Source organism: Magnetospirillum fulvum, assembly GCF_900108475.1.
Taxonomy (GTDB): domain Bacteria; phylum Pseudomonadota; class Alphaproteobacteria; order Rhodospirillales; family Magnetospirillaceae; genus Phaeospirillum; species Phaeospirillum fulvum_A.
The window spans coordinates 51673-73632 of the sequence record NZ_FNWO01000005.1 but is presented as its reverse complement, the minus strand read 5'-3'; the positions used below and the strand labels follow the sequence as shown (position 1 = coordinate 73632).

Here is a 21960-nt window from a genome sequence, read left to right as displayed (position 1 = left end):
GCGGTCAGGCCGGAAGGGAAGCGGATCGCTCGAACAGGTGGACATTGCTCCCGCCCGCCGCTTGCAGCAGGCGGGTGGCGGTTTCCTCGTCCTGGGGGGTGTCGATGCCGACCCACAAGATGACGCTTCCGGCGGCGAGCGCCCGGGCGAAATCGGTCGAATCCGGCAGGGCCGACACTTCGTCCAGGACTTCCTTGATCGCGGCCCCGCCGACACCGGCGGCGATCAGACCGGCGATCGCGGCTCCAACCGGACCGGCGGCGATCGCGATCAGACCGGCGGCGACCAGCGGGCCTTCGTATTTCAGTTCACCGACCAGGGCGACCAGACCGTCGCGCCACGAACGCTGTCCGGCCGAGGCGACCTCGAGCGAATCGTGCGAGGCCAGCACCGACAGGCGGTGGCGTTCGAATCCCGCTCGGATCAAGGCATCCACCGCCGACTCGAAATGGGCCCGGTCGGCGAAGGTGCCGACCGCCTCGCGCAGCAGGGGGGCGCGGGGGGATGTCGCGGTGGTCATGGGTGGGGTCTCCTCGAGAACGTCGTCACCGGTAGGGTCTTCAAGCGGTGCCGATTGTGACCCATGCCGGGCACCGTGCCTAGGGTCTAAACTGATGACAGTTCAGATGGGGGCCTTGACACCCGGATCGGCGCGGCCAACCCTGTGTGATCCTTTTGGCCGCATGAGGCTCCGATGAAGCTGCGTACTTCCGCCACCTCCCCCTATGCCCGCAAGGTCTGGATCGTCGCCTTTGAGACCGGGCTGACTGATCGGATCGAGGCGGTGCCGACCAACGTCTGGGATCCCGCCACCGATGTCGGCAGCGACAATCCGCTGGGCAAGGTGCCCGCCTTGATCGCCGATGGGGGCGAGGCGATCTACGATTCGCCGGTGATCTGCGAATATCTCGATTCGCTCCATGATGGGCAGAAGCTGGTTCCGCCTGCGGGCGGTGTCCGCTGGACCCAAAAGCGGCTGGAAGCGTTGGGCGACGGCATCCTCGACGCTCTGCTGGCTATGCGGATCGAGACGACGATGCGCCCCGAGGACAAACGCTGGCCCGACTGGGTCGCGCGGCAGGACGCCGCCGTTCAGCGCGGGCTGGCCCAGTTGGAGGACGAGGTCGCCGCCTGGGGCGATAGCTTCCTGATCGGCCAGATCGCGATTGTCGCCGTGCTGGGCTATCTCGATTTCCGGTTCCCCCAATCGGCTTGGCGCGAGCGCTATCCCGCTTTGGCGACGTGGTATGCGGTTCTGTCGAATCGTCCTTCGGTTGCGGCGACGGTGCCCGTCGTATGACCAGCGCCGACGACATCATCGCCCGCCTGGGGCTGCGGCCTCATCCCGAAGGCGGTCATTATACCGAGACGTGGCGGCATCGCCCCGACGTGCCGAACCAGCGCGGGGCCGGAACCGCGATCCTCTATCTGCTGCGGGCGGGCGAGCGGTCGCACTGGCACCGGATCGACGCCACGGAAATCTGGCATTTCCATGCCGGAGCGCCGTTGCGCCTGTGCCTGTCCGAGGACGGTCACGCCGAGCGCTCGCTGATCCTTGGCCCCGATCTCGGCCAGGGCCACCTCCCCCAGGGCATCGTCCCGCCGGGGGTGTGGCAGGCCGCTCAGCCGCAGGGAGAGTGGAGTCTGGTCGGCTGCACCGTCTCCCCCGCCTTTTCCTTCGCCGGTTTCGAACTGGCCCCACCGGATTGGAGCCCCCCTTCATGAGCCTGGCTGCCCTGATCTTCGACGTTGACGGAACCCTCGCCGAGACCGAGGAAGTCCACCGCGAGTCCTTTAATCACGCCTTTGTCGAAAACGGCCTCGACTGGCATTGGGACCGCCCGCTCTACCGCGACCTGCTGAAGGTCGCGGGCGGGCGCGAGCGTTTGCGGGCGTTTGCGCCCGATGCCAGCGACGCGCTGATCGCCGCCCTGCATGCCGCCAAGACCGCCCATTACACCCGGATGGCGTCCGAAGGCGCGCTGTCGTTGCGGCCGGGAATCCTGCCGCTGATCGCGCAGGCTCGGGCCGAGGGGCTAAAGCTGGCGTTGGCCACCACCACCAGCCGCGCCAATATCGCTGCGCTGTTGGGGGCCAAGCGGTGCGACTGGTTCGATGTCGTCGTCAGTGGCGAGGATACGCCAAAGAAGAAGCCCGACCCGTCGGTCTATCACATGGTGCTGGAACGGCTGGGTTTGCCAGCCCGGCAATGTCTGGTGATCGAGGATTCGGCTCACGGCGTTCAGGCCGCCCGCGCCGCCGGATTGGACGTGGTCGTGAGCGAAAGCGTCTATACCGGGGGCGACGATTTCACCGGGGCTCTGGTGGTCTATCCCGACCTTGGGTCGGTCGATCTCGACCGACTGCGCCGGGTGCGGGCGGCCGCTCGGGGATAAGGGATCGTGAAAAAGTCCTTCGGCCTTTGGCCTCAGTGTACTTTTCCCCGGTTCAAAAAGAATCCCCGTGCTCAATCAAGCTTTCCGCGCGGGGATGGATTTGGTTCCCTCCGAGGCCGATGGGCGACGCCCACGGCTTCGGAGGCTGGTGAAACAGACAACACGAAAAATGGGCGCTGGGCCGCCCCTAGCCCATTTTTCTCCTTTTAATCCAACGGGAAAAAGTACACCGAGCGACAGCGAGGGACTTTTTCACGGGAGACGGGGAAAGCGATCGCACACCGGCCGCTGCCGTCATGCCCGTGTCGGTCATGACGGCAGCGGCCGGTGGACAGGCGGTGTTACTCGTCCTCGGCGACGGAGTCGAAATCGCCGGGGCCGTCGAGTTCGATCGGCACGCCGGGCTGGACCTTGGCACTGCGGATCGCCAGCGCGCTTTTGACGTGGCTGATATTGGGGGCTGCGGTCAGGCGGGTGGTCAGGAAGCGCTGATAATCGTCCCAATCGTGGGCGACGATCTTCAGCAGGAAATCCATTTCACCGGCCAGCATGTGGCACTCGCGGACCTCGGGCCAGGTGTTGGCAAGATCCTCGAATGCCTTCAGGTCGCTTTCGGCCTGAGAACTGAGGCCGACATGGGCGAAGATGGTGACGTTGTAGCCGAGCGCCGCCGGATCAATGTCGGCGTGATATCCCCGCACGTACCCGGCCTCTTCCAAGGCCCGTACCCGCCTTAAGCAGGGCGGGGCCGATATCCCTGACCGGCGCGCCAGTTCGACGTTGGTCATCCGGCCGTCGGCTTGCAGATCGGCGAGAATTCGACGATCAATGCGGTCGAGCTTGACCCGCTGCATAAAGAAACTCCGAAACCCTTGGGTGCGCGAAATTATATTACAGAAGAGCGCCCCAGCAAGCCCGAGTTTGTCGCTGCCTGATTTTTTTGCATGAATCCCGCTCTGCCGCTCAAGCGAGCACTACCTGATCGGCGGACCAGCGGCGGACCAGCGGGTTGCCGATGCTGCGCCATTCCTCGAACCGGCGACGGGCGTCGGCTTCGGCGGCTTTTCGGTTGAAACGGCCGTGATAGGTGACTCGCATGTCGGCATGGTCTCCCATCGACGGCTGCCCGTCGACAGTGAAGCCGAAGCGCAGGGGACGACGGGAGGCCATGGTCAGTACCTCCGCAGCAGGCCGACCAGCCGACCTTGAACCTTGACCCGGTCGGGGGGAAAGATTCGGGTCTCGTATTTCTTGTTGGCGGGTTCCAGCGCGATCGAGGCGCCCTTGCGGCGCAGGCGCTTCAAGGTGACTTCGACGTCATCGACCAGGGCGACGACGATGGTTCCGGCCTCGGCGACCTCGCAACTGCGCACCACGACGACGTCGCCGTCGAGGATGCCGGCGTCGATCATCGAATCGCCTTCGACGGTCAGGGCATAGTGATTGCCGTTGCCCAGCATCACGCCGGGAACGTCGATGCTGCTGGAATGATCGCGCAACGCTTCAATCGGGGTTCCGGCGGCGATCTTGCCGTAAAGGGGAAGGCTGATCGCGTCAGAAGGACCAGCCACCGCCGCGCCGGGCAAAACCTGCGAGAAGCTACCCTTGATCACGGTGGGAGAGAACGCCCGCGTCGGCGGCGGCAACGGCTGATCGGCGGCGTTGTCGGGCATCCGCAACACCTCAAGGGCGCGGGCGCGGTGGGCGAGGCGGCGGATGAACCCGCGTTCCTCCAGCCCGGTGATAAGACGGTGGATACCCGATTTCGATTTGAGATCAAGCGCGTCCTTCATTTCGTCGAAGGACGGCGACACGCCGGTCGCGCGCAGGCGCTGGTCGATAAACATCAACAGTTCGTACTGCTTGCGGGTCAGCATGCCGGGCATCCTTTCGCAGCGGCCGAAGCCGGAACAAAGACCAAACGGTCCCGGTTTCGTTCTACCCCTGTTCTAATTTCGCGTCAAGCCGGTTCTGCCTGTCGCCCGCCGGGGCAATCGCCTGTGGCGACGACGGCCCCGCTCAGTGCGACGACGTCAGACCGGAGGGGTGGCTCCGGCTCCGGCCAGCATCACCTTCAGCGCCTGCTCGACATCGGTGCGGCGCATCAGCGCCTCGCCGATCAGGAAGCGGCGGACGCCCAGGGCGGCCATCCGCTTCAGGTCGCCCGGACCTTCGAGCCCGCTTTCCGAGATCGCGATCTTGCCCTCGGGCAGCAGCGGCACCAGCCGCTCGCTGGTGGCGAGGTCGGTCTTCATGATCTTGAGGTCGCGGTTATTGATCCCGATCAGCGGCGATTTCAGCTTTAGCGCGCGGGCCAGTTCGGCCTCGTCATGGACTTCGAGAATGACGTCCATGCCATAGCCGAGCGCGATCCCCTCCATCTGTTCCAGTTCGGAATCGGTTAGCGCGGCGACGATCAGCAGAACGCAATCGGCCCCCAGCGCCCGGGCCTCGACGATCTGGTAGGGATCGACCATGAAATCCTTGCGCAGCACCGGCAGATCGCAGGCCGAGCGCGCCGCGCCGAGATCGGCGTCGCTGCCCTGGAAGAAGCGTTGGTCGGTCAGCACCGACAGGCAGGCGGCGCCGCCGCGCTGATAGGCGCGGGCCAACTGGGCGGGCTGGAAGTTGGGGCGGATCACCCCGGCCGAGGGCGACGCCTTCTTGATTTCGGCGATGATGCCATAGCCGATCTTGTCGATCTGGTGCTGCATCGACAAAGCGAAGCCGCGCGGCGGAGCCTGATCCTCGGCCCGCTTCAGCAGCTCTTGAATCGTGCGGCGGCCTTTCAGTTCGGCAACCTGCTTGCGTTTCTCGCCACAGATGCGGTCCAGGACGGTCGGGGTTTCGGACATGGTATCAGGAATTCCGGTTGGAGATGGCGACCATGCGGTCGAGCGTGGTGATCGCGGCGCGGCTGTCGATGGCCTGTTCGGCCAGCCGGGCGGCGGCGGCAAGGTCGGTGGCGCGCCCGGCCACCACCAAAGCGGCGGCGGCGTTCAGCACGACGATGTCGCGATAGGGGCCGGGTTCGCCCGCCAGCACCGCTTTCAGCGCGTCGGCGTTGATTGTGGCGTCGCCGCCCTTCAGATCGTCGGGCACGGCGCGGGCCAGCCCCGCCTCTTCCGGCGTTACGGTGAAGACCCGGACCGCGCCGTCCTTGTACTCGGCGACGGTGGTGGGGCCGGTGGTGGTCAATTCGTCCAGCCCGTCCGAGCCGTGCACCACCCAGGCATGGTCCGCCCCCAGGCGGCCCAGCACATGGGCCAGCGGCTCGACCCAGCGTTCGGCGAAGACGCCCATCAGCTGACGGCGGGTGCCGGCGGGATTGGCCAGCGGCCCCAGCAGATTGAAGATGGTGCGGGTGCCCAGTTCGACGCGGGGACCGCCGACATGGCGCATCGCATTGTGATGACGGGGCGCCATCAGGAAGCCGATATTGTTGGTGTTGAGGGATTCCTCCACCAAGGCGATGTCGGCGTCGATCTTGATCCCCAGCGCGGTCAGGACGTCGGCCGAGCCCGATTTCGACGACAGCGCCCGGTTGCCGTGCTTGGCCACCGGCACGCCGCAGGCGGCGACGACGAAGGCGGCGGCGGTCGAGATGTTATAGGTGCCCGACCCATCGCCGCCGGTGCCGCAGGTGTCGATCGCGCCGGGCGGAGCCTCGATATGCAGCGCCTTCGACCGCATGATCCGGGCCGCGCCGGTGATTTCCTCGACCGTCTCGCCCCGGACGCGCAACGCCATCAGCAGCCCGCCGATCTGGGCCGGGGTGGCGTCGCCCGACATGATGATCTCGAACACCGCCTCGGCTTCGGTCTCGGACAGGGTCTGGCCCGCGCCCAGGCGGCCCAGGACGTCCTTGATGGTGACGGGAGCGGCGGGAGGAGTGGTCTGGATGCTCATCAGGCGGCGGCCCCGTCGAGGTGGGCGCGCGCCGGGCGGCCCGTGGTGGAATCGAGGAAATTGCGGATCATCTGGTGACCGTGCTCGGTCTCGATGCTTTCGGGGTGGAACTGGACCCCCCAGATCGGCAATTCGCGGTGGGCCAGCCCCATCACCAGACCGTCGTCGGTCCAGGCCGAGATGTGCAGGCAGGCGGGGAAGGTCTCACGCTCGACCACCAGCGAGTGATAGCGGGTGGCGCGGAACGGCGAGGGCAGGCCAGCGAATACGCCGGTGCCGTCGTGGCTGACGGCGCTGATCTTGCCGTGCAGCGGCTGGGGGGCGCGGATCACCTTGCCGCCGAAAGCCTGACCGATCGATTGGTGGCCGAGGCAGACCCCGAACAGCGGCACCCGCGCCGTGGCGGCGGCGGCGATCAGGTCGAGACAGATTCCGGCGCGGTCGGGATCGCACGGACCGGGCGAGATCACGATCCCCTGGGGCTGGAGTGCCAGGGCCTGATCGACGGTCAGCGCATCGTTGCGCCGCACTTCGACGTCGGCCCCCAACTCGCCCAGATAATGCCAAAGGTTGTAGGTGAAGCTATCGTAATTATCGATCAGCAGGAACATGGCCGGCACCCGCCCAGGTCAAGAGGTTTGGTGGGCCGGCCCACCCGGCGCGCGGCGGCACGAATCGGATCCGGTCCACTGATGAAATCCGTCGCGGCAGAATGCCGGGGCGGCCCCCCACCCGTCAAGCGGGACGGGCGGAGAAATGGCGAAGGGCGTGCCTCTTTGGTATAAGCGAGGGATGGGACCGATTGATCCGGAGCGGGGGTGGAGCCACGCCGCCCTGCATGCCGCTCACGACATAATCGCCGCCGCGCTGCCCTTGGGGGCCGACGCCGTCATCGCTGCTGTCGCCGCGTGCCATCGCACCGCCGAGCGCGTGTGGGCCGAGGCCCGTTCCGCCGATCCCGCTTCTGCCGCAGACGCGGCCTGCGCCCCAGGGTGCGGCTGGTGCTGTCACCAGCCGGTCGAAGCCTCGACAATCGAGGTTCTCGCGATCGCGGCGTGGCTGCGGGAGCGTCCGGACGCGGCCCTGTTGCGCTCGCGGCTGGCTGCGTGGTCGGGCGGGCGGATTTGTCCGTTTCTGGTCGAGGGGGGCTGCGCGATCTATTCGGTTCGCCCGCTGAAATGTCGGGGACTCTATCAGCCCGACACGCGCTGGTGCATGGCCACCTTCGCCAAGATCGACCCGCCCGAAGGCGGTCCGCCGATCCGCCACCGCGCTTTGATCCTGCCGCGACACGTGTTCGACGCGGTGGGGCAGGGGATGACCCGGCCGCTCTATCGGGCCGGGCTGGATTGTTCCGCGCTTGTGTTCGCTCTGGCGCTGAAAGCGGTGCTCGACCGTCCCGAGGCCGCCGCCGCCTGGGTGCGGGGCGAGACGCCCTTCCCGGACCTTGTCCGCCTGCATGGCTGGATCGAGGCGGCGGACTGACAACGGGGTGGTTCAGCGTGCGTCAGATTTTGGGACCGTCACCCCCGGGCTTGACCCGGGGGGCCATCTGGGTGGCCGGGTCAAGCCCGGCCACGACGGGCGAGCTGTTTCCCCTTAACCCCGAACGAACTCTAAAACGCCGCCACGGTGTGGCCGTGGTTGAGCGGGCCATGGCCATGGCCGAGGCCGGGGGCGGTCTCGATGGCGCGGCGGACATAGGCGCGGCCGCGCTCGACCGCCGCGACCAGATTCATCCCCTGGGCCAGTCCGGTGGCGATCGCCGAGGCCAGGGTACAGCCGGTGCCGTGGGTCGATGTCCCCGGCAGCCGCCGCCCGGAAAACACCCGCACCCCGTCGGCATCGGCCAGCAGGTCGATCAATTCGTCGCCGTCGAGATGGCCGCCCTTTAGCAGAACCGCGTGCGAGCCGAAGCGGAGCAGATCGCGGGCGGCACTCTCCATCGCCGCCTTGTCGGGGATCGGGCGGCCCAGCAACGCCTCGGCCTCGGGCAGATTGGGGGTCAGCAGATGGGCGCGCGGCAGCAGGCGGAGGATCAGGGTATCGACCGCCGCCGGGTCGAGCAGGGCCGCGCCGCCCTTGGCCACCATCACCGGATCGAGCACCAGCGGCACGTCGGGGATGCGGGCGAGCGAGTCCGCGACCGCCGCGATGATCTCGGCCGAGGCCAGCATCCCGGTCTTGATGCAATCGGCGCCGATATCGTCGATCACCAGATCAATCTGACGGCGGACGAAGGCGGGCGGCACCGCTTCGACCGCGAAGACGCCCATCGTGTTCTGCGCCGTCAGCGCGGTGATGGCGCTGGCACCATAGCCGCCCAGGCAGGTGACGGTCTTCAGGTCGGCCTGAATCCCTGCTCCCCCGCCGGAATCCGATCCGGCGACGATCAGCACCCGCCCGCTCTGGGACTCTGTCATCGTCCGCCCTCCGCTCGGTCTATAAAGAAGTATCCCGTCCTGGGTACTTCATTTCCGCCCCCTTGACCAGACACCGCCCCACGCCCCAGAGAGCGGATTTGCCGCCGCCGCCGCATTTCCGTTTGCCGCGCCGGGGCAAACGCGGTACATCCGCTATTACCCGACCGTCGGGTGACCGGGCGGCCCTGCCCGGCTGCCCCTGTTCCAGGTTGCGACACCGCCGATGACTGATTTTGCCCACCGGGCCCTGCTGCCCGCCGGCTTGCGTGACATGTTGTCTCCCGACGCCGCCCACGAGGCGGGCGTGGTCGAACGGCTGATGCGCCTGTTCGCCGCCCAGGGCTATGACCGGGTCAAGCCGCCGCTGATCGAATTCGAGGAAAGCCTGCTCGACGGCCCCGCCGCCGCCGCCGCCGCCCAGACCTTCCGGGTGATGGACCCGCAGAGCCAGAAGATCATGGGCCTGCGCGCCGACATGACGCCGCAGGTCGCCCGCATCGCCACCACCCGTCTGGCCGGGGCACCCCGTCCGCTGCGCCTGTCCTATGCCGGGCAGGTGTTGCGGGTCAAAGGCAGCCAGTTGCGCGCCGACCGCCAGTTCGCCCAGGCCGGGATCGAACTGATCGGCTCGGACGCCGCCGCCGCCGATGCCGAGGTGCTGGTCCTGATCGGGTCTGCCTTGGCCGAGTTGGGGGTCGAGGGGGTCACCGTCGATCTGTCGCTGCCGACCCTGGTGCCCGCTTTGTTTGCCGAGCTGGGGCTGGAGGGCGAGGTGGCCGACAGCCTGCGCGCCGCCCTCGACCACAAGGATTCCGCGACGGTCGCCGAAATCGGCGGTGCCGCCGCCGGGCTGCTTCAATCGCTGATCGCCGCCGCCGGTCCCGCCGACCGTGCCCTGGCCGCGTTGCAGGCGCTGGCCTTGCCGCCCGCCGCCGCCGCCGAGCGCGAACGGCTGGCCGGGTTCGTCGCGCGTGTCCGCGCCGCTCTGCCCGATCTGCCCTTGACCGTCGATCCGGTCGAAAATCGGGGGTTCGAGTATCATTCCGGCGTCGGCTTTACGCTGTATGCCCGCAATCTCGGGGCCGAGCTGGGCCGGGGTGGCCGCTATCTCGCCGGGGGGATCGAACCCGCAGTGGGGGCGACCCTGTTCATGGATTCGGTGCTGGCGACGCTGCCCGCTCCCCGCGCTCCCGGACGGGTGTTCGTCCCGGCGGGCACGGCGCGGGCGCGGATCAGGGATTTGCATGACCAGGGATGGGTGACCGTCGCCGGGTTGGACGACGGCGCCGACGCGGCGGCCGAAGCGCACCGTTTGGGCTGTGGCCATCGCCTCGGCCCGGACGGACTTATCGACGTACTTTAGCAAGGCAGGGACAAGAATGGCGAACGTCGCAGTAGTCGGCGCCCAGTGGGGCGACGAGGGCAAGGGCAAGGTCGTCGACTGGTTGTCCGAGCGTGCCGACGTGGTGGTGCGGTTCCAGGGCGGCCATAATGCCGGGCATACCCTGGTCATCAACGGCGTCACCTACAAGCTGTCGCTGCTGCCGTCGGGCGTGGTCCGGGGCAAGCTCAGCCTGATCGGCAATGGCGTCGTGATCGACCCGTGGGCGCTGCTCGACGAAATCGAACGTCTTTCCGCCCAGGGCGTCACGATTACCCCCGACGTGCTGAAGATCGCCGAGAACGCCTGTCTGATCCTGCCGCTGCACGCCCAGATCGACCGTGCCCGCGAGGAAGCGAGCGGCGCGGCCAAGATCGGCACCACCGGGCGCGGCATCGGCCCCGCCTATGAGGACCGGGTTGGCCGCCGCGCCATCCGCGTCTGCGACCTGAATTGCCGCGCCACGCTGGAAGCCCGGATCGAGGGGCTGCTGCGCCACCACAACGCGCTGTTGCGCGGGCTGGGCGCGCCCGAGATCGACGGTCAGGATCTGCTGGAAAAGCTGCTGGCGGTCGCGCCGCGCATCCTGCCGTTCGCCGACGTGGTGTGGCAGCGTCTCGACGAGCTGCGCCACACCCGCAAGCGGGTGCTGTTCGAAGGTGCCCAGGGCGCGATGCTCGACGTCGATCACGGCACCTATCCCTTCGTCACCTCGTCCTCGACGGTGTCGGGCAATGCCGGAACCGGCTCGGGCGTCGGTCCGGGGCAGGTCGGCTATGTGCTGGGCATCTGCAAGGCCTACACCACCCGCGTCGGGGCCGGGCCGTTCCCGACCGAATTGTTCGACCCGATCGGCGAACGGATCGGCGATCGCGGCCACGAATTCGGCACCGTCACCGGGCGTCGTCGCCGCTGCGGCTGGTTCGATGCGGTGCTGGTCCGTCAGGCGGTCAAGGTCGGCGGCATCGACGGTATCGCGCTGACCAAGCTCGACGTGCTGGACGGGTTCGAAGAACTGAAGATCTGCATCGGCTATCGCCTGGGCGACAAGGTGCTGCGTCATCTGCCGGCCTCGATGGCCGAACAGCCGCTGGTCGAGCCGATCTACGAGACCCTGCCGGGCTGGAGCGAAAGCACCCGTGGTGCCCGGTCGTGGAAGGATCTGCCCGCCAGCGCGATCAAATACATCCGCCGGATCGAGGAATTGATCGAGGCTCCGGTGGCGCTGCTCTCGACCAGCCCCGAGCGCGAGGACACCATCCTGGTCCAGGATCCCTTCTCGACCTGATTGCCGGGTGAGCCATCCCTCCATAAAGTGCTATAAGGAGCCGATGACAATCGGGTGGGGGCGATGGCGGAAGCCGAAGAGGACGTCGATGTCGGCGAAGATCCGGCCCTTCAGGCCGAGGAAATCCGACCGGCTGGCCCACCTGGGTTGTTGCGCGATCGCTTTCTGATCCGCACGACTCAGCCTCTGGTTGACTTGTCGACTCCCTCGGCGGACGCGTTTGCCGCCGAGGATAAGCGCGATCCCAACCGGCCGATGTACGCCCTGATCTGCAAGCCCGAATTGCCGCCCCGCGTCACCGTGATGCGGGCGCTCAAAGGGGTTTCCTCGCCGGGAATGCAGCAACTGGTCGAATGGGGGGCGATGAACTGGCCCCCCGTCGGCCGTCGCTGCATGACGGTGGTCTATGAACGCCCGGCCGGGCGGCGGATCATGACCTCGCTGCGCGGCGAGGTGAAGCGCTTCGACGAATACGTCATCGCCAAGAAGGTGATCGAGCCACTGTCGGGGGCGATCCGCGAACTGACCTCGCGCGGGATCACCCATCGCGCCGTCCGCCCGACCAACCTGTTCGCGATGGATGCCAATGGCGAACGGCTGGCCTTTGGCGATTGCGTCGCCGCGCCGCCCGGCTTCGATCAGCCGGTGCTGTTCGAGACGATCGAATCCGGGATGTGCAACCCGATCGCGCGCGGCAGCGGCACCTATGCCGACGACCTCTATTCGCTGGGGGTGACCGTCGCGATCCTGCTGATGGGACGCAATCCGGTCGCCAATATGTCCGACGAGGCGATCTTGAGCGCCAAGATCCAGTTGGGCAGCTACAACACCCTGATCGGCGACGAACGGCTGCCGATGGCGCTGATCGAATTGCTGCGCGGTCTGCTGTGCGACGATGGCGACCAGCGTTGGAGCGCCGAGGATCTCGACCTGTGGATGTCGGGGCGGCGGATGTCGCCGTTGCAGCCACGCGGCGAAAAGCGGGCCGCGCGCGGTTTCCCCTTCATGGGCAAGGAATATTACAATTGCCGCGAATTGTCGCAGGCGATGGCGAAGAATTGGGATCAGGCGATCCCGCCGGTGATCGAAGGCAAGCTGGAACTGTGGCTGCGCCGCGCCGTCGAGGACAAGGACAAGGCGACGGTCGTCGCCGAAATCGTCCGTCTCGCGCTCAACACCACGACCGACAAAAAAAGCGCCACCGACCTGATGCTGTGCAAGGTCTTGATCGCGCTCGATAAATCGGCACCGATCCGCTACAAGGGCTTTTATGCGATGCCGGACGGTTTCGGCTCGGCGCTGGCGGCGGTGGTGGCCAGCCGGGGCGACACCCGCCTGCTGACCGAGATGATCGTCCGCGAAGTGCCCAAGCTGTGGTTCGAACTGCGCGGCGAGGATTATCAGCCCGACAATTCCTTGATGGAATCGAACTTCCGCGAATTGCGCGGCTATCTGACCCAGACCGGGATGGGGTTCGGTCTCGAACGCTGCCTGTACGAGATGAACGATTCCCTGCCGCTGCAAAGCTCCCTGATCGGCGAGGATTACGTCGTCGATGTCAAGGAACTGCTCCCCGCGCTCAATCTGGCCGCGTCCCGGCGTGGCGAGAGCAAGCAGGCCCCGATCGACCGCCATATCGCCGCCTTTCTCGGTGCGCGGATGCGCTCGGACATCGACCGCAATCTGAACCTGTTCAGCGATCCCAACGAATCCGTGATGCTGATGGCCGTTCTCAATCTGTACGCGGTGCTGCAATACCGGCTGGGGCCGGAATCCCTGCCCGGTCTGGCCGGATGGATGGCGGTATCGCTAAAGCCGGTGATCGAGGCCTATCACGGCCGCGACAAGCGCAAGGAACTCGAGAAGGAAATCCCTCGTCTGGTCCGCAAGGGCTCGATTGTCGAGATGTACAACCTACTCGAAAACCGCGAGGAATGGGCCAAGGACGAAAAAGAGTTCCAGTGGGCGCAGGCGCAGTACCACGCCGCCGAAGAAGAGGTCCGCCGCATCCAGGCCGAAGCGGAGGAACATGTCGTCGAGGCCGAAAAGATCGGGCGTCAGACGGCGGCGGTGACCGGAATCGTGATTGCGATGGTGGTGGCGACGATCGTCGTCGTCATGGCGGTCTTCTGACCGGGGAGGGCGCCGGAGATCCGAGGATCGTCCGACGCCACCCGAACCAATTGAATTTTACTTTCCGAACAGGCCCTTGATCGCATCGCCGGTCTGACCGGGAAGCGCCTTCAGCTTGTCGCCGGAAACCGCGTCCTTGATCTTGTCGCCGATATCGCCGAGCAGACCGTCGGAATTGCCCGAGGATTTGATCGCCCCGGCAATCAGGGCGTCGAGCACCTTCTGACCGACCTGAACAGCAGTGGCACCGCCTTCGGCACGACCGATATCGGTCAGCACGATATCGCCGATCTTGGCGGTTGCCGCCGTGTTGGGAACGCCGGGAACGCTGGGGAGTCCGTTGACGGCCAGATCGACCTGACCCCCGGTCATCGCCAGACGGTCGATCACGACCTTCTTGTCCGATCCCTTGGCGGGTTGGGTCTTGGCGGCTTCGGTCTTGGCGGCCTCGCTCTGGACGGGTTGGTCGGCCCCGGCCGCCGGTTTGGCTTGGTCCGCTCCCGCGATGTTGCGGCGCAAAGCGTCGAGATTGGTGCCGCCGGTCGGCAGGATTTCGAGCGCCACGCCCGGGGTGGCGACCAGGATTTCCTTGATGACGATCGGGTTGCTGTTCAGCGAGGCGGTGTCAAGGACGACCCCGATTTCGCCGAACTTGATCGCCGGATTGGAGGAAAAGCCGGGCGGGTTGGCGACCGTCAGGCCCTTGATCGCGGCCTTGCCTTCGGACAGGCGGATCGCCACCGACCCGACCGAGACCTTGACCCCGGTAACCTGGGTTCCGACCCGTTCGATCACCGTTTTGACGATGTCGTCGATTGACGAGAACAGGTAGAAGACCCCGCCGAGGATCACCGCCAGCAGGACGCTGGCGCCGATGATGAGCTTGCGCATGAGGGTTCCTCGTGCTTGATGGAAAGGCGAACAGTCTCCGCCAGACTCGCCCGCTTGTCGAGACATCGCGGTTCGGGGCCGCTATGCTGAGGCGATGGACGATTGGGCCCTCTCCGACCGCGATTTTGCCGCATTGATGCATCCGTTGGGGCCGTTCGAGCCCCAGCCGCGCGTTGCGGTGGCCGTTTCAGGCGGGCCGGACAGCCTCGCCCTGACCCTGCTGGCCGCCGAATGGACGGCGGCGCGGGGCGGTCGGGCGGTCGCTCTCACCGTCGATCACCGGCTGCGGCCGGATTCGGCGGCCGAAGCGGCCCAGGTCGGCCACTGGCTGGCGGCGCGCGGGATCGAGCATCGGGTTCTGGTCCGCGAGGGCGACCGGCCCGCCGCCGACATCCAGGCGCAAGCGCGGGCGGCGCGGCACGATCTGCTCGGCCGTTCTTGCGCCGAGGCGGGCATTCTTCACCTTCTGCTGGCGCATCACCGCGAGGATCAGGCCGAAACGCTGCTGCTGCGACTGGGACGCGGCTCGGGTCTCGACGGTCTGGCGGCAATGTCTCCCCAGAGACCGACCCGGTGGGGGCAGATTTTGCGTCCCCTGCTCGACATCCCCCGCGCCCGGCTGCGGGCGACCCTGATCAAACGCGGTCAACCCTGGGTCGATGATCCGTCCAACGCCGATCCGGCCTACGCCCGGGTGCGGATGCGCCAGCTTGCCCCGACCCTGACCGCCGAGGGACTGAGCCCGGCCCGACTGGCGGCGACGGCGGCGCGGCTGGGGCGGGCGCGGGCTATGTTGGAGCGTGAGGTGGCACGGGCGGCGGTGCGGCTGGTCGAGTTGCATCCCGCCGGGTTCGCCCGGCTGGCGGCGGGGGCGTTCGCCACCCTGTCCGACGAGGTTGTGTTGCGGCTGCTGGCCCGACTGCTCGCCGTCGTCGGTGGCGAAGCTCTGCCGCCCCGGCATCACCGGCTGGAGCGACTGGCCCGTGCCCTGGCTGGGGGTGGCGTGGGTGGGCTGACCCTGGCGGGCTGTCGGATCGTTCCCGCGCCCGACGGGGGGTGGGTCTTCTGCCGCGAACCGGCGCGGGTGGCGGCCCCGGTCGCGCTGGTCCCCGGCTGTGAGATGACGTGGGACCGCCGTTTCCTGATTCGTCTCGCCACCGATGCCCCCGCCGGTCTTTGTCTCGGCGCGTTGGGGGCATCGCCTGGCCGCAATTTTTCCGAGATAGCACGATTGAAGCATATACCCTCTTGCGCGCGGGCGACAATTCCCGCTCTATTCGATCAGCAGGGTGTTTTCGCGGTGCCCCACCTCGTCTATAACCGGACAGGCGCGCGGGAGGCTCCGTGCCGATTGGAACCGGCCCCGGCCCTCTGCCTGACCGGGGCGGGGCTTAGGCTTGTGCCGTTCGGTTCTAACCCCATATCCTGGGGGATGTCTTCGGCGTGCGATCCGGCTTCCGGCGTCGGTCGCGCCAAACCAGGAAGGACCCAACCTTGAATTTCAGCAAGAACCTGGCGTTGTGGGTCATCATCGCCGTGCTGCTGGTGATGCTCTTCAACCTCTTCCAGGCATCCTCGCCCCCGCGCGGGACCGGACAGGTCTCGTTCTCCGACTTCCTCACCGATGTCGAGCGCGGCAGCGTCGCCGACGTTACCATTCAGGGCAACACCTTGAACGGTCATTATGGCGACGGTCGGACCTTCGCGACCTATCTGCCGGACAATTCCCAGGTGGTCGATAAGCTGCGGGCCCAGAACGTGCGGATCACCGCGCAGCCCCCGGCCGAGAACACGCCGACGGTGTGGAGCCTTCTGGTCTCCTGGTTCCCGATGCTGTTGCTGGTTGCGGTGTGGATTTTCTTCATGCGCCAGATGCAGTCGGGCGGCGGTAAGGCGATGGGATTTGGCAAGAGCCGCGCCCGTCTGCTGACCGAGAAGACCGGTCGGGTCACCTTCGAGGATGTCGCCGGAATCGACGAGGCCAAGCAGGAGCTTGAGGAGATCGTCGAATTCCTGAAAGACCCGCAGAAGTTCCAGCGCCTGGGCGGCAAGATTCCCAAGGGCTGCCTGCTGGTCGGGCCGCCCGGCACCGGTAAGACCCTGCTGGCCCGCGCCATCGCCGGTGAAGCCAACGTGCCGTTCTTCACCATCTCGGGTTCGGATTTCGTCGAGATGTTCGTCGGTGTCGGCGCGTCGCGCGTCCGCGACATGTTCGAACAGGGAAAGAAGAACGCGCCCTGCATCATCTTTATCGACGAAATCGACGCGGTCGGTCGTCATCGCGGCGCCGGTCTCGGCGGTGGCAATGACGAGCGCGAGCAGACCCTCAACCAGTTGCTGGTCGAGATGGACGGCTTTGAATCCAACGAAGGCGTGATCCTGATCGCCGCGACCAACCGCCCCGACGTGCTCGATCCCGCTTTGCTGCGTCCCGGCCGCTTCGACCGTCAGGTCGTGGTGCCCAATCCGGATATCGCCGGGCGCGAGAAGATCATTCGCGTCCATATGCGCAAGGTTCCGCTGTCGCCCGACGTCGATGCCCGGATCATCGCCCGTGGCACCCCTGGGTTCTCCGGTGCCGATCTCGCCAACCTCGTCAACGAGGCGGCTTTGCTCGCCGCCCGCTCTGGGAAGCGGGTGGTCGGCATGGCCGATTTCGAATCCGCCAAGGACAAGGTGATGATGGGGGCCGAGCGCCGCTCGATGGTGATGAGCGAGGACGAGAAGAAGCTCACCGCCTATCACGAAGCCGGTCACGCTTTGGTGATGATGCATGTGCTGGGGCACGAGCCGCTGCACAAGGTCACCATCATCCCGCGCGGTCGGGCGTTGGGTCTGACGATGTCCTTGCCGGAACGCGACCGCTATTCGCTGTCGCTGCGCCAGATCAAGTCGATGATCGCCTCGTTCTTCGGCGGCCGTGTTGCCGAGGAAATGATCTTCGGTCTCGATGCGGTGACCACCGGGGCTTCGAACGACATCCAGCGCGCCACCGAGCTTGCCCGCAAGCTGGTGACCGAATACGGCTTCTCGGAAAAGCTCGGGCCGCTTCGCTATAACGAGAACCAGGAAGAAATCTTCCTCGGCCACTCGGTCACCCAGACCAAGAACATCTCGGAGACCACCGCGACCCTGATCGATTCCGAAGTCCGCCGCTTTGTCGAGGAGGGTGAGAATACCGCTCGCGACATCTTGGCCAAGTACCGGGCCGATCTCGAGACGATCGCTCGCGGCCTGCTTGAGTACGAGACCCTGTCGAAGGATGATATCGACACCCTGATCAAGGGCGATCCGATCATCCGTCCCGACGGCACCGAATATCACCCGCGCGACGTGCCGCGTCGCTCGTCGGTGCCGAGCACGGGTCCGACCTCCGGGCGGGGCTTTGGCCCCGAGCCCGAGCCGCGGGCCTGATCCGGTGGCGGCCGTCGCTACGGTCGCATCCGCCTTCCACCGAAGCCCCGCTCTTCCGCGGGGCTTCGCGCTGGAGGGGGTCGATCTCGCCCGCTCGCTCTATCTTCTCCCCACCGCCATCGTCGGAGGCGAGCAGGCCGCCGCCGCCGTGATCGCCGGTCACGGCTGGCCGATCGGCGACGGAGCCCTGGCCTTTACCGCCGTCGCCGCGATCCTGCGCCGTCCCGAAGGTGGGGCCGATCTGGCGGTCGCGCCCTTTGCCGAATTGGTGAATTGGGCCGAACGCGAGCATCCCGATCTGTGCCGCTACGTCTCGGACAGCCTTCACCGCATCGGCCGCCGCCGTCCCGCCTGGGGCGGCGTCGCGATGGATGCCCCGGTGGTGATGGGGATCGTCAACGTCACCCCCGACAGCTTTTCCGACGGGGGCGAGGCGTTTGGCACCGAACCGGCGATCGCCCGCGCCCTGGCTCTGGTCGAGGCCGGTGCGACGATCATTGATGTCGGCGGCGAATCCACCCGACCCGGCGCCGATCCGGTCTCGCCCGAGGAAGAGGAGCGCCGGGTGGTGCCGGTGGTCCGTGCCCTGGCCGAACGCGGCATCGTCGTCTCGATCGATACCCGTCACGCCCGGGTGATGGAGGCCACTGTCGCCGCCGGGGCCCGGATCATCAACGACGTCACCGGACTGGCGGGCGATCCCCAATCGCTCGCCACCGCCGCCGCCAGCGGCGCTGCGGTCTGTCTGATGCACATGCTGGGCGACGATCCCCGCACGATGCAGGCCGATCCCCGCTACGCCTGTGCCCCGCTCGATATGCTCGACCAGTTGGAGGAGCGGATTGCGGCGGCGGAACGGGCCGGGATCGACCGTGCCCGCCTCTGCGTCGATCCCGGGATCGGCTTTGGCAAGACCGCGATCCACAACGCCCAGATTCTGGGGTCGCTGGCCCTGCTGCATCGCTTTGGCTGCCCGGTTCTGCTGGGCGTGTCGCGCAAGAGCTTCGTTAGCCATCTGAGCCAGGGCGAGCCGCCGCGCCAGCGTCTGCCCGGCACACTGGCCGCCAATCTGGCCGGTCTCGATGCCGGAATGCAGATTCTGCGCGTCCACGATGTCGCCGAAACGGTTCAGGCGGTGCGGATCTGGCAGGCGATGCGGGCCGGAGCCTGAGACCTCCGGTCATAAAGACTCACCCTTGCGGGGCTGCCGCCCCGGCCCGGCTTGGAGGATTCCCTCCTAATGATTCCGGAGACTGAAGGTGGTCTGGAGCACCGCTCCAGATGGGTTCGGGCGATAGCCCGATCACCGGCAGATCGAGGGTTGGGATGTTAGAACGTCGGTCGTGAAAAAGTCCTTCGGCCTTTGGCCTCAGTGTACTTTTCCCCGGTTCAAAAAGAATCCCCGTGCTCAATCAAGCTTTCCGCGCGGGGATGGATTTGGTTCCCTCCGAGGCCGATGGGCGACGCCCACGGCTTCGGAGGCTGGTGAAACAGACAACACGAAAAATGGGCGCTGGGCCGCCCCTAGCCCATTTTTCTCCTTTTAATCCAACGGGAAAAGTACACCGAGCGACAGCGAGGGACTTTTTCACGGGAGACTAGAACAGTCAGCCCATAAAAAAGCGCGGGCGAAATCGCCCGCGCTTCATGCCGTTTCCCGATTTCGGGAGGCTCAGTCTTCCTTGTGGCGGAACATCTGAGTGATCAGCGGCTGTCCATAGATCTGGTGCAGCACCGCGGCACCGACATGGACGATCAGGAACGTCCACAGTACCGAGGCGAGCAGTTCATGGATCTGCTTGGCCAGCCAGCCCAACGCTCCGATTTCGCCGGTCGGAGAAAAGCTGAAGAACATAATGAAGCCGGTAAAGGCCAGCGCGCTGACGACGATCAGGCCAATCCCCTGAATCGCGCCGGGGAGCGGGGTGGGAACCTCGGATTCGGGGATCTTGCGCTCTTTGGCGGCCTGGAGGTACAGGCGGGCGTCGGCGATTACGGCGTCGATTCCGGCCTTTGTCGTCCACGGGAACAGGTAATGCGGGGTCTCGCGGTATTTCGGCAGCGACTTGACCCAATGCACCACCATCAACACGCCGACGGCGAGGCCGGCCCAGGCGTGAAGGGTGAACAGCCAGTTGCCCGAATAGCCGGGCTTGGGATGGCTCATCACCAGACTAAGCAGGATTTGCAAAATGATTCCCGCCGCCAGGAAGCGGTGCAGGGTTCGGGTTGTCTTGTCATAGGTCATCGGTGTGTCTCCATTGGCAGAATACCACCCGAGATAACCGGAACGACGCGGTCGGCCCCCCGGCCGACCGGGGTCAGCGCGGCTCGCGCCCTTTGAGGAAGAAAGCGACGGCCTGGGCGCGGTTGCCGACCGCAAGCTTGTCGTAGAGGTTTTTCAGGTGGAATTTGACGGTATTGAGGGAGATGTCGAGCTGGGTCGCCATCTGTTGGTTGGTCAGGCCACCGGCCAGGGCGGCCAGCAATTCCCGCTCGCGCGGGGTCAGGCCGGCCAGCGGGTCGCTGGCCAAGCTGGCAACGTCGATGAACGGAAACACCATCCGTCCGGTCGCCACCGCCAGAATGGTATCGACCAATTGTTCGGGAGGTTCGCGCTTGGAACAGAAACCGGCGGCACCCAACGTCATCGCCTGACGCGGTACGTCGGGATTGGCGCTGCCGGTATAGACGATCAGACGGGGCGCGTCGCTGCGACCGCGCAAGGATTGCAGCACGCCGCGACCATCGACCACCGGCATTTCCCAGCCGATGACGCCGACACGGAACGCGGTCTTGTCGAGCAATTCGAGGAATCGTTGCCCGTCATTGGCGACGCCTGCGATGGAAAATCGCTCATCACTCCCCAGCAATTTGACCAGACTGCTTTGCAGCAGCGGGTTTTTCTCGGCAATGACAACGGCGATCGGTCGGCTTTGAGGACCAGGCATGGACAACACTATCTCCCGCGGGTCGTACTTTCCCTACCCTATTGGGCCGTATTGATAACGCCAAACCCGTATTTCTCAAAGGGTCAAAGCGGTCGGGAGACGGGGGAACCGCCGGATATATCACCTTTTTGTCATCGGCCGCGCTTTAAATCGGGCCGCAGGCAACGAAACCGGGGGAGGGCGGGTGCCCATCCCCCGGTTCAGGTGAAACGGATCGGTGCGGTTTGTTTGCGTCCGTGTCGGTCGATCAGGCCTGCTCGGCCCAGCGCGAGACATCAACCCGACCGGCGTCGGCGGGGCGGCTCTGAACCGGCGCCGGGGCGGGCATCGGCGCCGGGGCGGCGATGACCTGGACGGGCTCGGGAGCCTTGATCGGAGCCGGGGCGGGATGAACCGGTTCGGGAACCCTGGCCGGGGCCGCGACGACGGGCGCGGGCTCGGGCGCTTTGACCGGAGCGGCGGCAGGTGGTTCGGCCTTGGGCTGGGCCGGAATGGCCTCGACCCGCATCAGCGCCGGAGTGGTGGCGATGTCAGCCAGCGCGACGGTCTGGTGCAGGGGCGCGGCCTCGGCACGGCTGCTCGTCGCCGAGGCCGGTTGGGCCATCATGCCGCCACGATGGGGCGTGGCCGGGCCGGAACGGTAGACAAAGCCCTGGGTCTGATAGACTCGGGTGCCCAATTCGCCGACCGGGCGATAGAACACGCGGACCTGGGACCAGTCGTTGTTGGGAGAGACGTCGATTACCGGGACGGCCTGGGTCACCTTGCCGCGTCCGGGGCTGCGATGCGGCGCCCAATTGGCATGATCGACCAGAAGCTCGCGGCTGTTTTTCATCTGGCGAACAACGGAGACATGCCCGTGCGACATTTTTCCCTGGCGCTTGAACACCAGAACGGCACCCTCACGCGGGCGATGGCCACGGTCATAGACGCCGGCCGCAGCTTCCCACCACTTCCAGGCATCGCCCTTCAGTTGGAGACCGCTGACATCGCGGGCATAGGTCACGCATTGCATCGCGGCGTTTGCCTCGAAAGGCATCGCCAAGGCCATCGTCGCCACGATTGCAAAAGTGGCTGGCAGAATGGTCACAGTCCGCACCGGTACCCTCCCCTCCGGTTATTGGCTTGTCCGATTGTGTCTATCCGAAAAGCCGATGGCAACAGTTTTCGTGAA

General features: G+C 66.3%; 22 protein-coding genes. 10 read left to right on the top strand and 12 right to left on the bottom strand.

All coding sequences use genetic code 11. The annotated features are described in order from the left end of the window. Positions 1-4: 4 nt before the first annotated feature. Positions 5-520, bottom strand: coding sequence for a hypothetical protein (locus tag BLW40_RS07190; RefSeq protein WP_074767008.1), 516 nt, complete (start codon positions 518-520; stop codon positions 5-7). A 174-nt stretch (positions 521-694) separates the two neighbouring features. Here BLW40_RS07190 and BLW40_RS07185 point away from each other — a divergent pair, with 174 nt between their 5' ends. From BLW40_RS07185 to BLW40_RS07175, 3 genes are read left to right on the top strand one after another with little or no spacing between them, the layout of a single operon-like run. Then, on the top strand, positions 695-1300 hold the full coding sequence (locus BLW40_RS07185) for a glutathione S-transferase (RefSeq protein WP_074767006.1): 606 nt from the start codon (positions 695-697) through the stop codon (positions 1298-1300). Continuing rightward, positions 1297-1725 carry a cupin domain-containing protein gene (locus BLW40_RS07180; protein ID WP_074767004.1) on the top strand — a complete coding sequence of 143 codons (429 nt, stop codon included), beginning with the start codon at positions 1297-1299 and terminating at the stop codon, positions 1723-1725. Before BLW40_RS07185 ends, BLW40_RS07180 begins: the two co-directional genes overlap by 4 nt. Then, a complete protein-coding gene (locus BLW40_RS07175) occupies positions 1722-2396 on the top strand; it encodes an HAD-IA family hydrolase (RefSeq protein WP_074767002.1) in 675 nt (224 codons plus the stop codon). The genes BLW40_RS07180 and BLW40_RS07175 overlap by 4 nt, the downstream gene beginning before the upstream one ends. A 341-nt stretch (positions 2397-2737) precedes the next feature. Here the strand turns inward: BLW40_RS07175 and BLW40_RS07170 are convergent, their stop codons facing one another. The 6 genes from BLW40_RS07170 to BLW40_RS07145 form a co-directional block, all read right to left on the bottom strand. Beyond that, a complete protein-coding gene (locus tag BLW40_RS07170; protein WP_074767000.1) occupies positions 2738-3250 on the bottom strand; it encodes an Lrp/AsnC family transcriptional regulator in 513 nt (170 codons plus the stop codon). Positions 3251-3359: 109 nt separating this feature from the next. Then, positions 3360-3566 (bottom strand): hypothetical protein, encoded by a 207-nt coding sequence (locus tag BLW40_RS07165; protein ID WP_074766997.1) that lies wholly within the window; start codon positions 3564-3566, stop codon positions 3360-3362. A 2-nt stretch (positions 3567-3568) separates the two neighbouring features. Continuing rightward, positions 3569-4273, bottom strand: a complete 705-nt coding sequence (lexA, locus tag BLW40_RS07160; protein ID WP_074767463.1) for a transcriptional repressor LexA — start codon at positions 4271-4273, stop codon at positions 3569-3571. A 156-nt stretch (positions 4274-4429) separates the two neighbouring features. After that, positions 4430-5251: an indole-3-glycerol phosphate synthase TrpC gene (gene trpC, locus BLW40_RS07155; RefSeq protein ID WP_074766995.1), complete on the bottom strand. Its 822-nt coding sequence runs from the start codon at positions 5249-5251 to the stop codon at positions 4430-4432. A gap of 4 nt (positions 5252-5255) precedes the next feature. Further along, positions 5256-6305 carry an anthranilate phosphoribosyltransferase gene (trpD, locus tag BLW40_RS07150; RefSeq protein WP_074766992.1) on the bottom strand — a complete coding sequence of 350 codons (1050 nt, stop codon included), beginning with the start codon at positions 6303-6305 and terminating at the stop codon, positions 5256-5258. Next, a complete protein-coding gene (locus BLW40_RS07145) occupies positions 6305-6916 on the bottom strand; it encodes an anthranilate synthase component II (RefSeq protein ID WP_074766990.1) in 612 nt (203 codons plus the stop codon). The genes trpD and BLW40_RS07145 overlap by 1 nt, the downstream gene beginning before the upstream one ends. 181 nt (positions 6917-7097) lie before the next feature. On the opposite strand from BLW40_RS07145, the gene BLW40_RS07140 reads away from it, so the two are divergent. Beyond that, complete coding sequence (locus BLW40_RS07140; RefSeq protein WP_074766987.1) at positions 7098-7790, top strand: YkgJ family cysteine cluster protein; 693 nt, start codon at positions 7098-7100, stop codon at positions 7788-7790. A gap of 131 nt (positions 7791-7921) precedes the next feature. Here BLW40_RS07140 and thiD read toward each other — a convergent pair whose 3' ends face one another. Then, complete coding sequence (gene thiD / locus BLW40_RS07135) at positions 7922-8728, bottom strand: bifunctional hydroxymethylpyrimidine kinase/phosphomethylpyrimidine kinase (RefSeq protein WP_074766985.1); 807 nt, start codon at positions 8726-8728, stop codon at positions 7922-7924. 223 nt (positions 8729-8951) lie between these two features. Between thiD and BLW40_RS07130 the strand changes: the two genes are divergently transcribed. From BLW40_RS07130 to BLW40_RS07120, 3 genes are all read left to right on the top strand, one after another. Beyond that, the gene (locus BLW40_RS07130) at positions 8952-10091 is read left to right on the top strand and encodes an ATP phosphoribosyltransferase regulatory subunit (RefSeq protein WP_074766983.1); all 1140 of its coding nucleotides are present in this window, start codon (positions 8952-8954) and stop codon (positions 10089-10091) included. A 16-nt stretch (positions 10092-10107) separates the two neighbouring features. Further along, positions 10108-11397 carry an adenylosuccinate synthase gene (locus tag BLW40_RS07125; RefSeq protein WP_074766981.1) on the top strand — a complete coding sequence of 430 codons (1290 nt, stop codon included), beginning with the start codon at positions 10108-10110 and terminating at the stop codon, positions 11395-11397. Positions 11398-11460: 63 nt separating this feature from the next. Continuing rightward, the gene (locus tag BLW40_RS07120; protein ID WP_074766979.1) at positions 11461-13530 is read left to right on the top strand and encodes a protein kinase family protein; all 2070 of its coding nucleotides are present in this window, start codon (positions 11461-11463) and stop codon (positions 13528-13530) included. 57 nt (positions 13531-13587) lie between these two features. Here BLW40_RS07120 and BLW40_RS07115 read toward each other — a convergent pair whose 3' ends face one another. Further along, a complete protein-coding gene (locus tag BLW40_RS07115; protein WP_074766977.1) occupies positions 13588-14421 on the bottom strand; it encodes an AsmA family protein in 834 nt (277 codons plus the stop codon). Positions 14422-14515: 94 nt separating this feature from the next. Between BLW40_RS07115 and tilS the strand changes: the two genes are divergently transcribed. From tilS to folP, 3 genes are read left to right on the top strand one after another with little or no spacing between them, the layout of a single operon-like run. Then, the gene (tilS, locus tag BLW40_RS07110) at positions 14516-15919 is read left to right on the top strand and encodes a tRNA lysidine(34) synthetase TilS (RefSeq protein ID WP_074766975.1); all 1404 of its coding nucleotides are present in this window, start codon (positions 14516-14518) and stop codon (positions 15917-15919) included. 50 nt (positions 15920-15969) lie between these two features. Continuing rightward, entirely contained in the window at positions 15970-17835 is a 1866-nt protein-coding gene (ftsH, locus tag BLW40_RS07105; RefSeq protein WP_483099576.1) for an ATP-dependent zinc metalloprotease FtsH, read from the top strand. Between the two features lie 4 nt (positions 17836-17839). Next, entirely contained in the window at positions 17840-19006 is a 1167-nt protein-coding gene (gene folP / locus BLW40_RS07100; RefSeq protein ID WP_074766971.1) for a dihydropteroate synthase, read from the top strand. A gap of 501 nt (positions 19007-19507) precedes the next feature. Here folP and BLW40_RS07095 read toward each other — a convergent pair. The 3 genes from BLW40_RS07095 to BLW40_RS07085 all read right to left on the bottom strand — a co-directional run bounded on the left by BLW40_RS07095 (position 19508) and on the right by BLW40_RS07085 (position 21825). Then, positions 19508-20083 carry a cytochrome b/b6 domain-containing protein gene (locus BLW40_RS07095; protein ID WP_074766969.1) on the bottom strand — a complete coding sequence of 192 codons (576 nt, stop codon included), beginning with the start codon at positions 20081-20083 and terminating at the stop codon, positions 19508-19510. Between the two features lie 73 nt (positions 20084-20156). Continuing rightward, positions 20157-20786 (bottom strand): LuxR C-terminal-related transcriptional regulator, encoded by a 630-nt coding sequence (locus BLW40_RS07090; protein ID WP_074766967.1) that lies wholly within the window; start codon positions 20784-20786, stop codon positions 20157-20159. Positions 20787-21033: 247 nt separating this feature from the next. Then, positions 21034-21825, bottom strand: a complete 792-nt coding sequence (locus tag BLW40_RS07085; protein ID WP_244511089.1) for a CHAP domain-containing protein — start codon at positions 21823-21825, stop codon at positions 21034-21036. Positions 21826-21960: the final 135 nt, after the last annotated feature.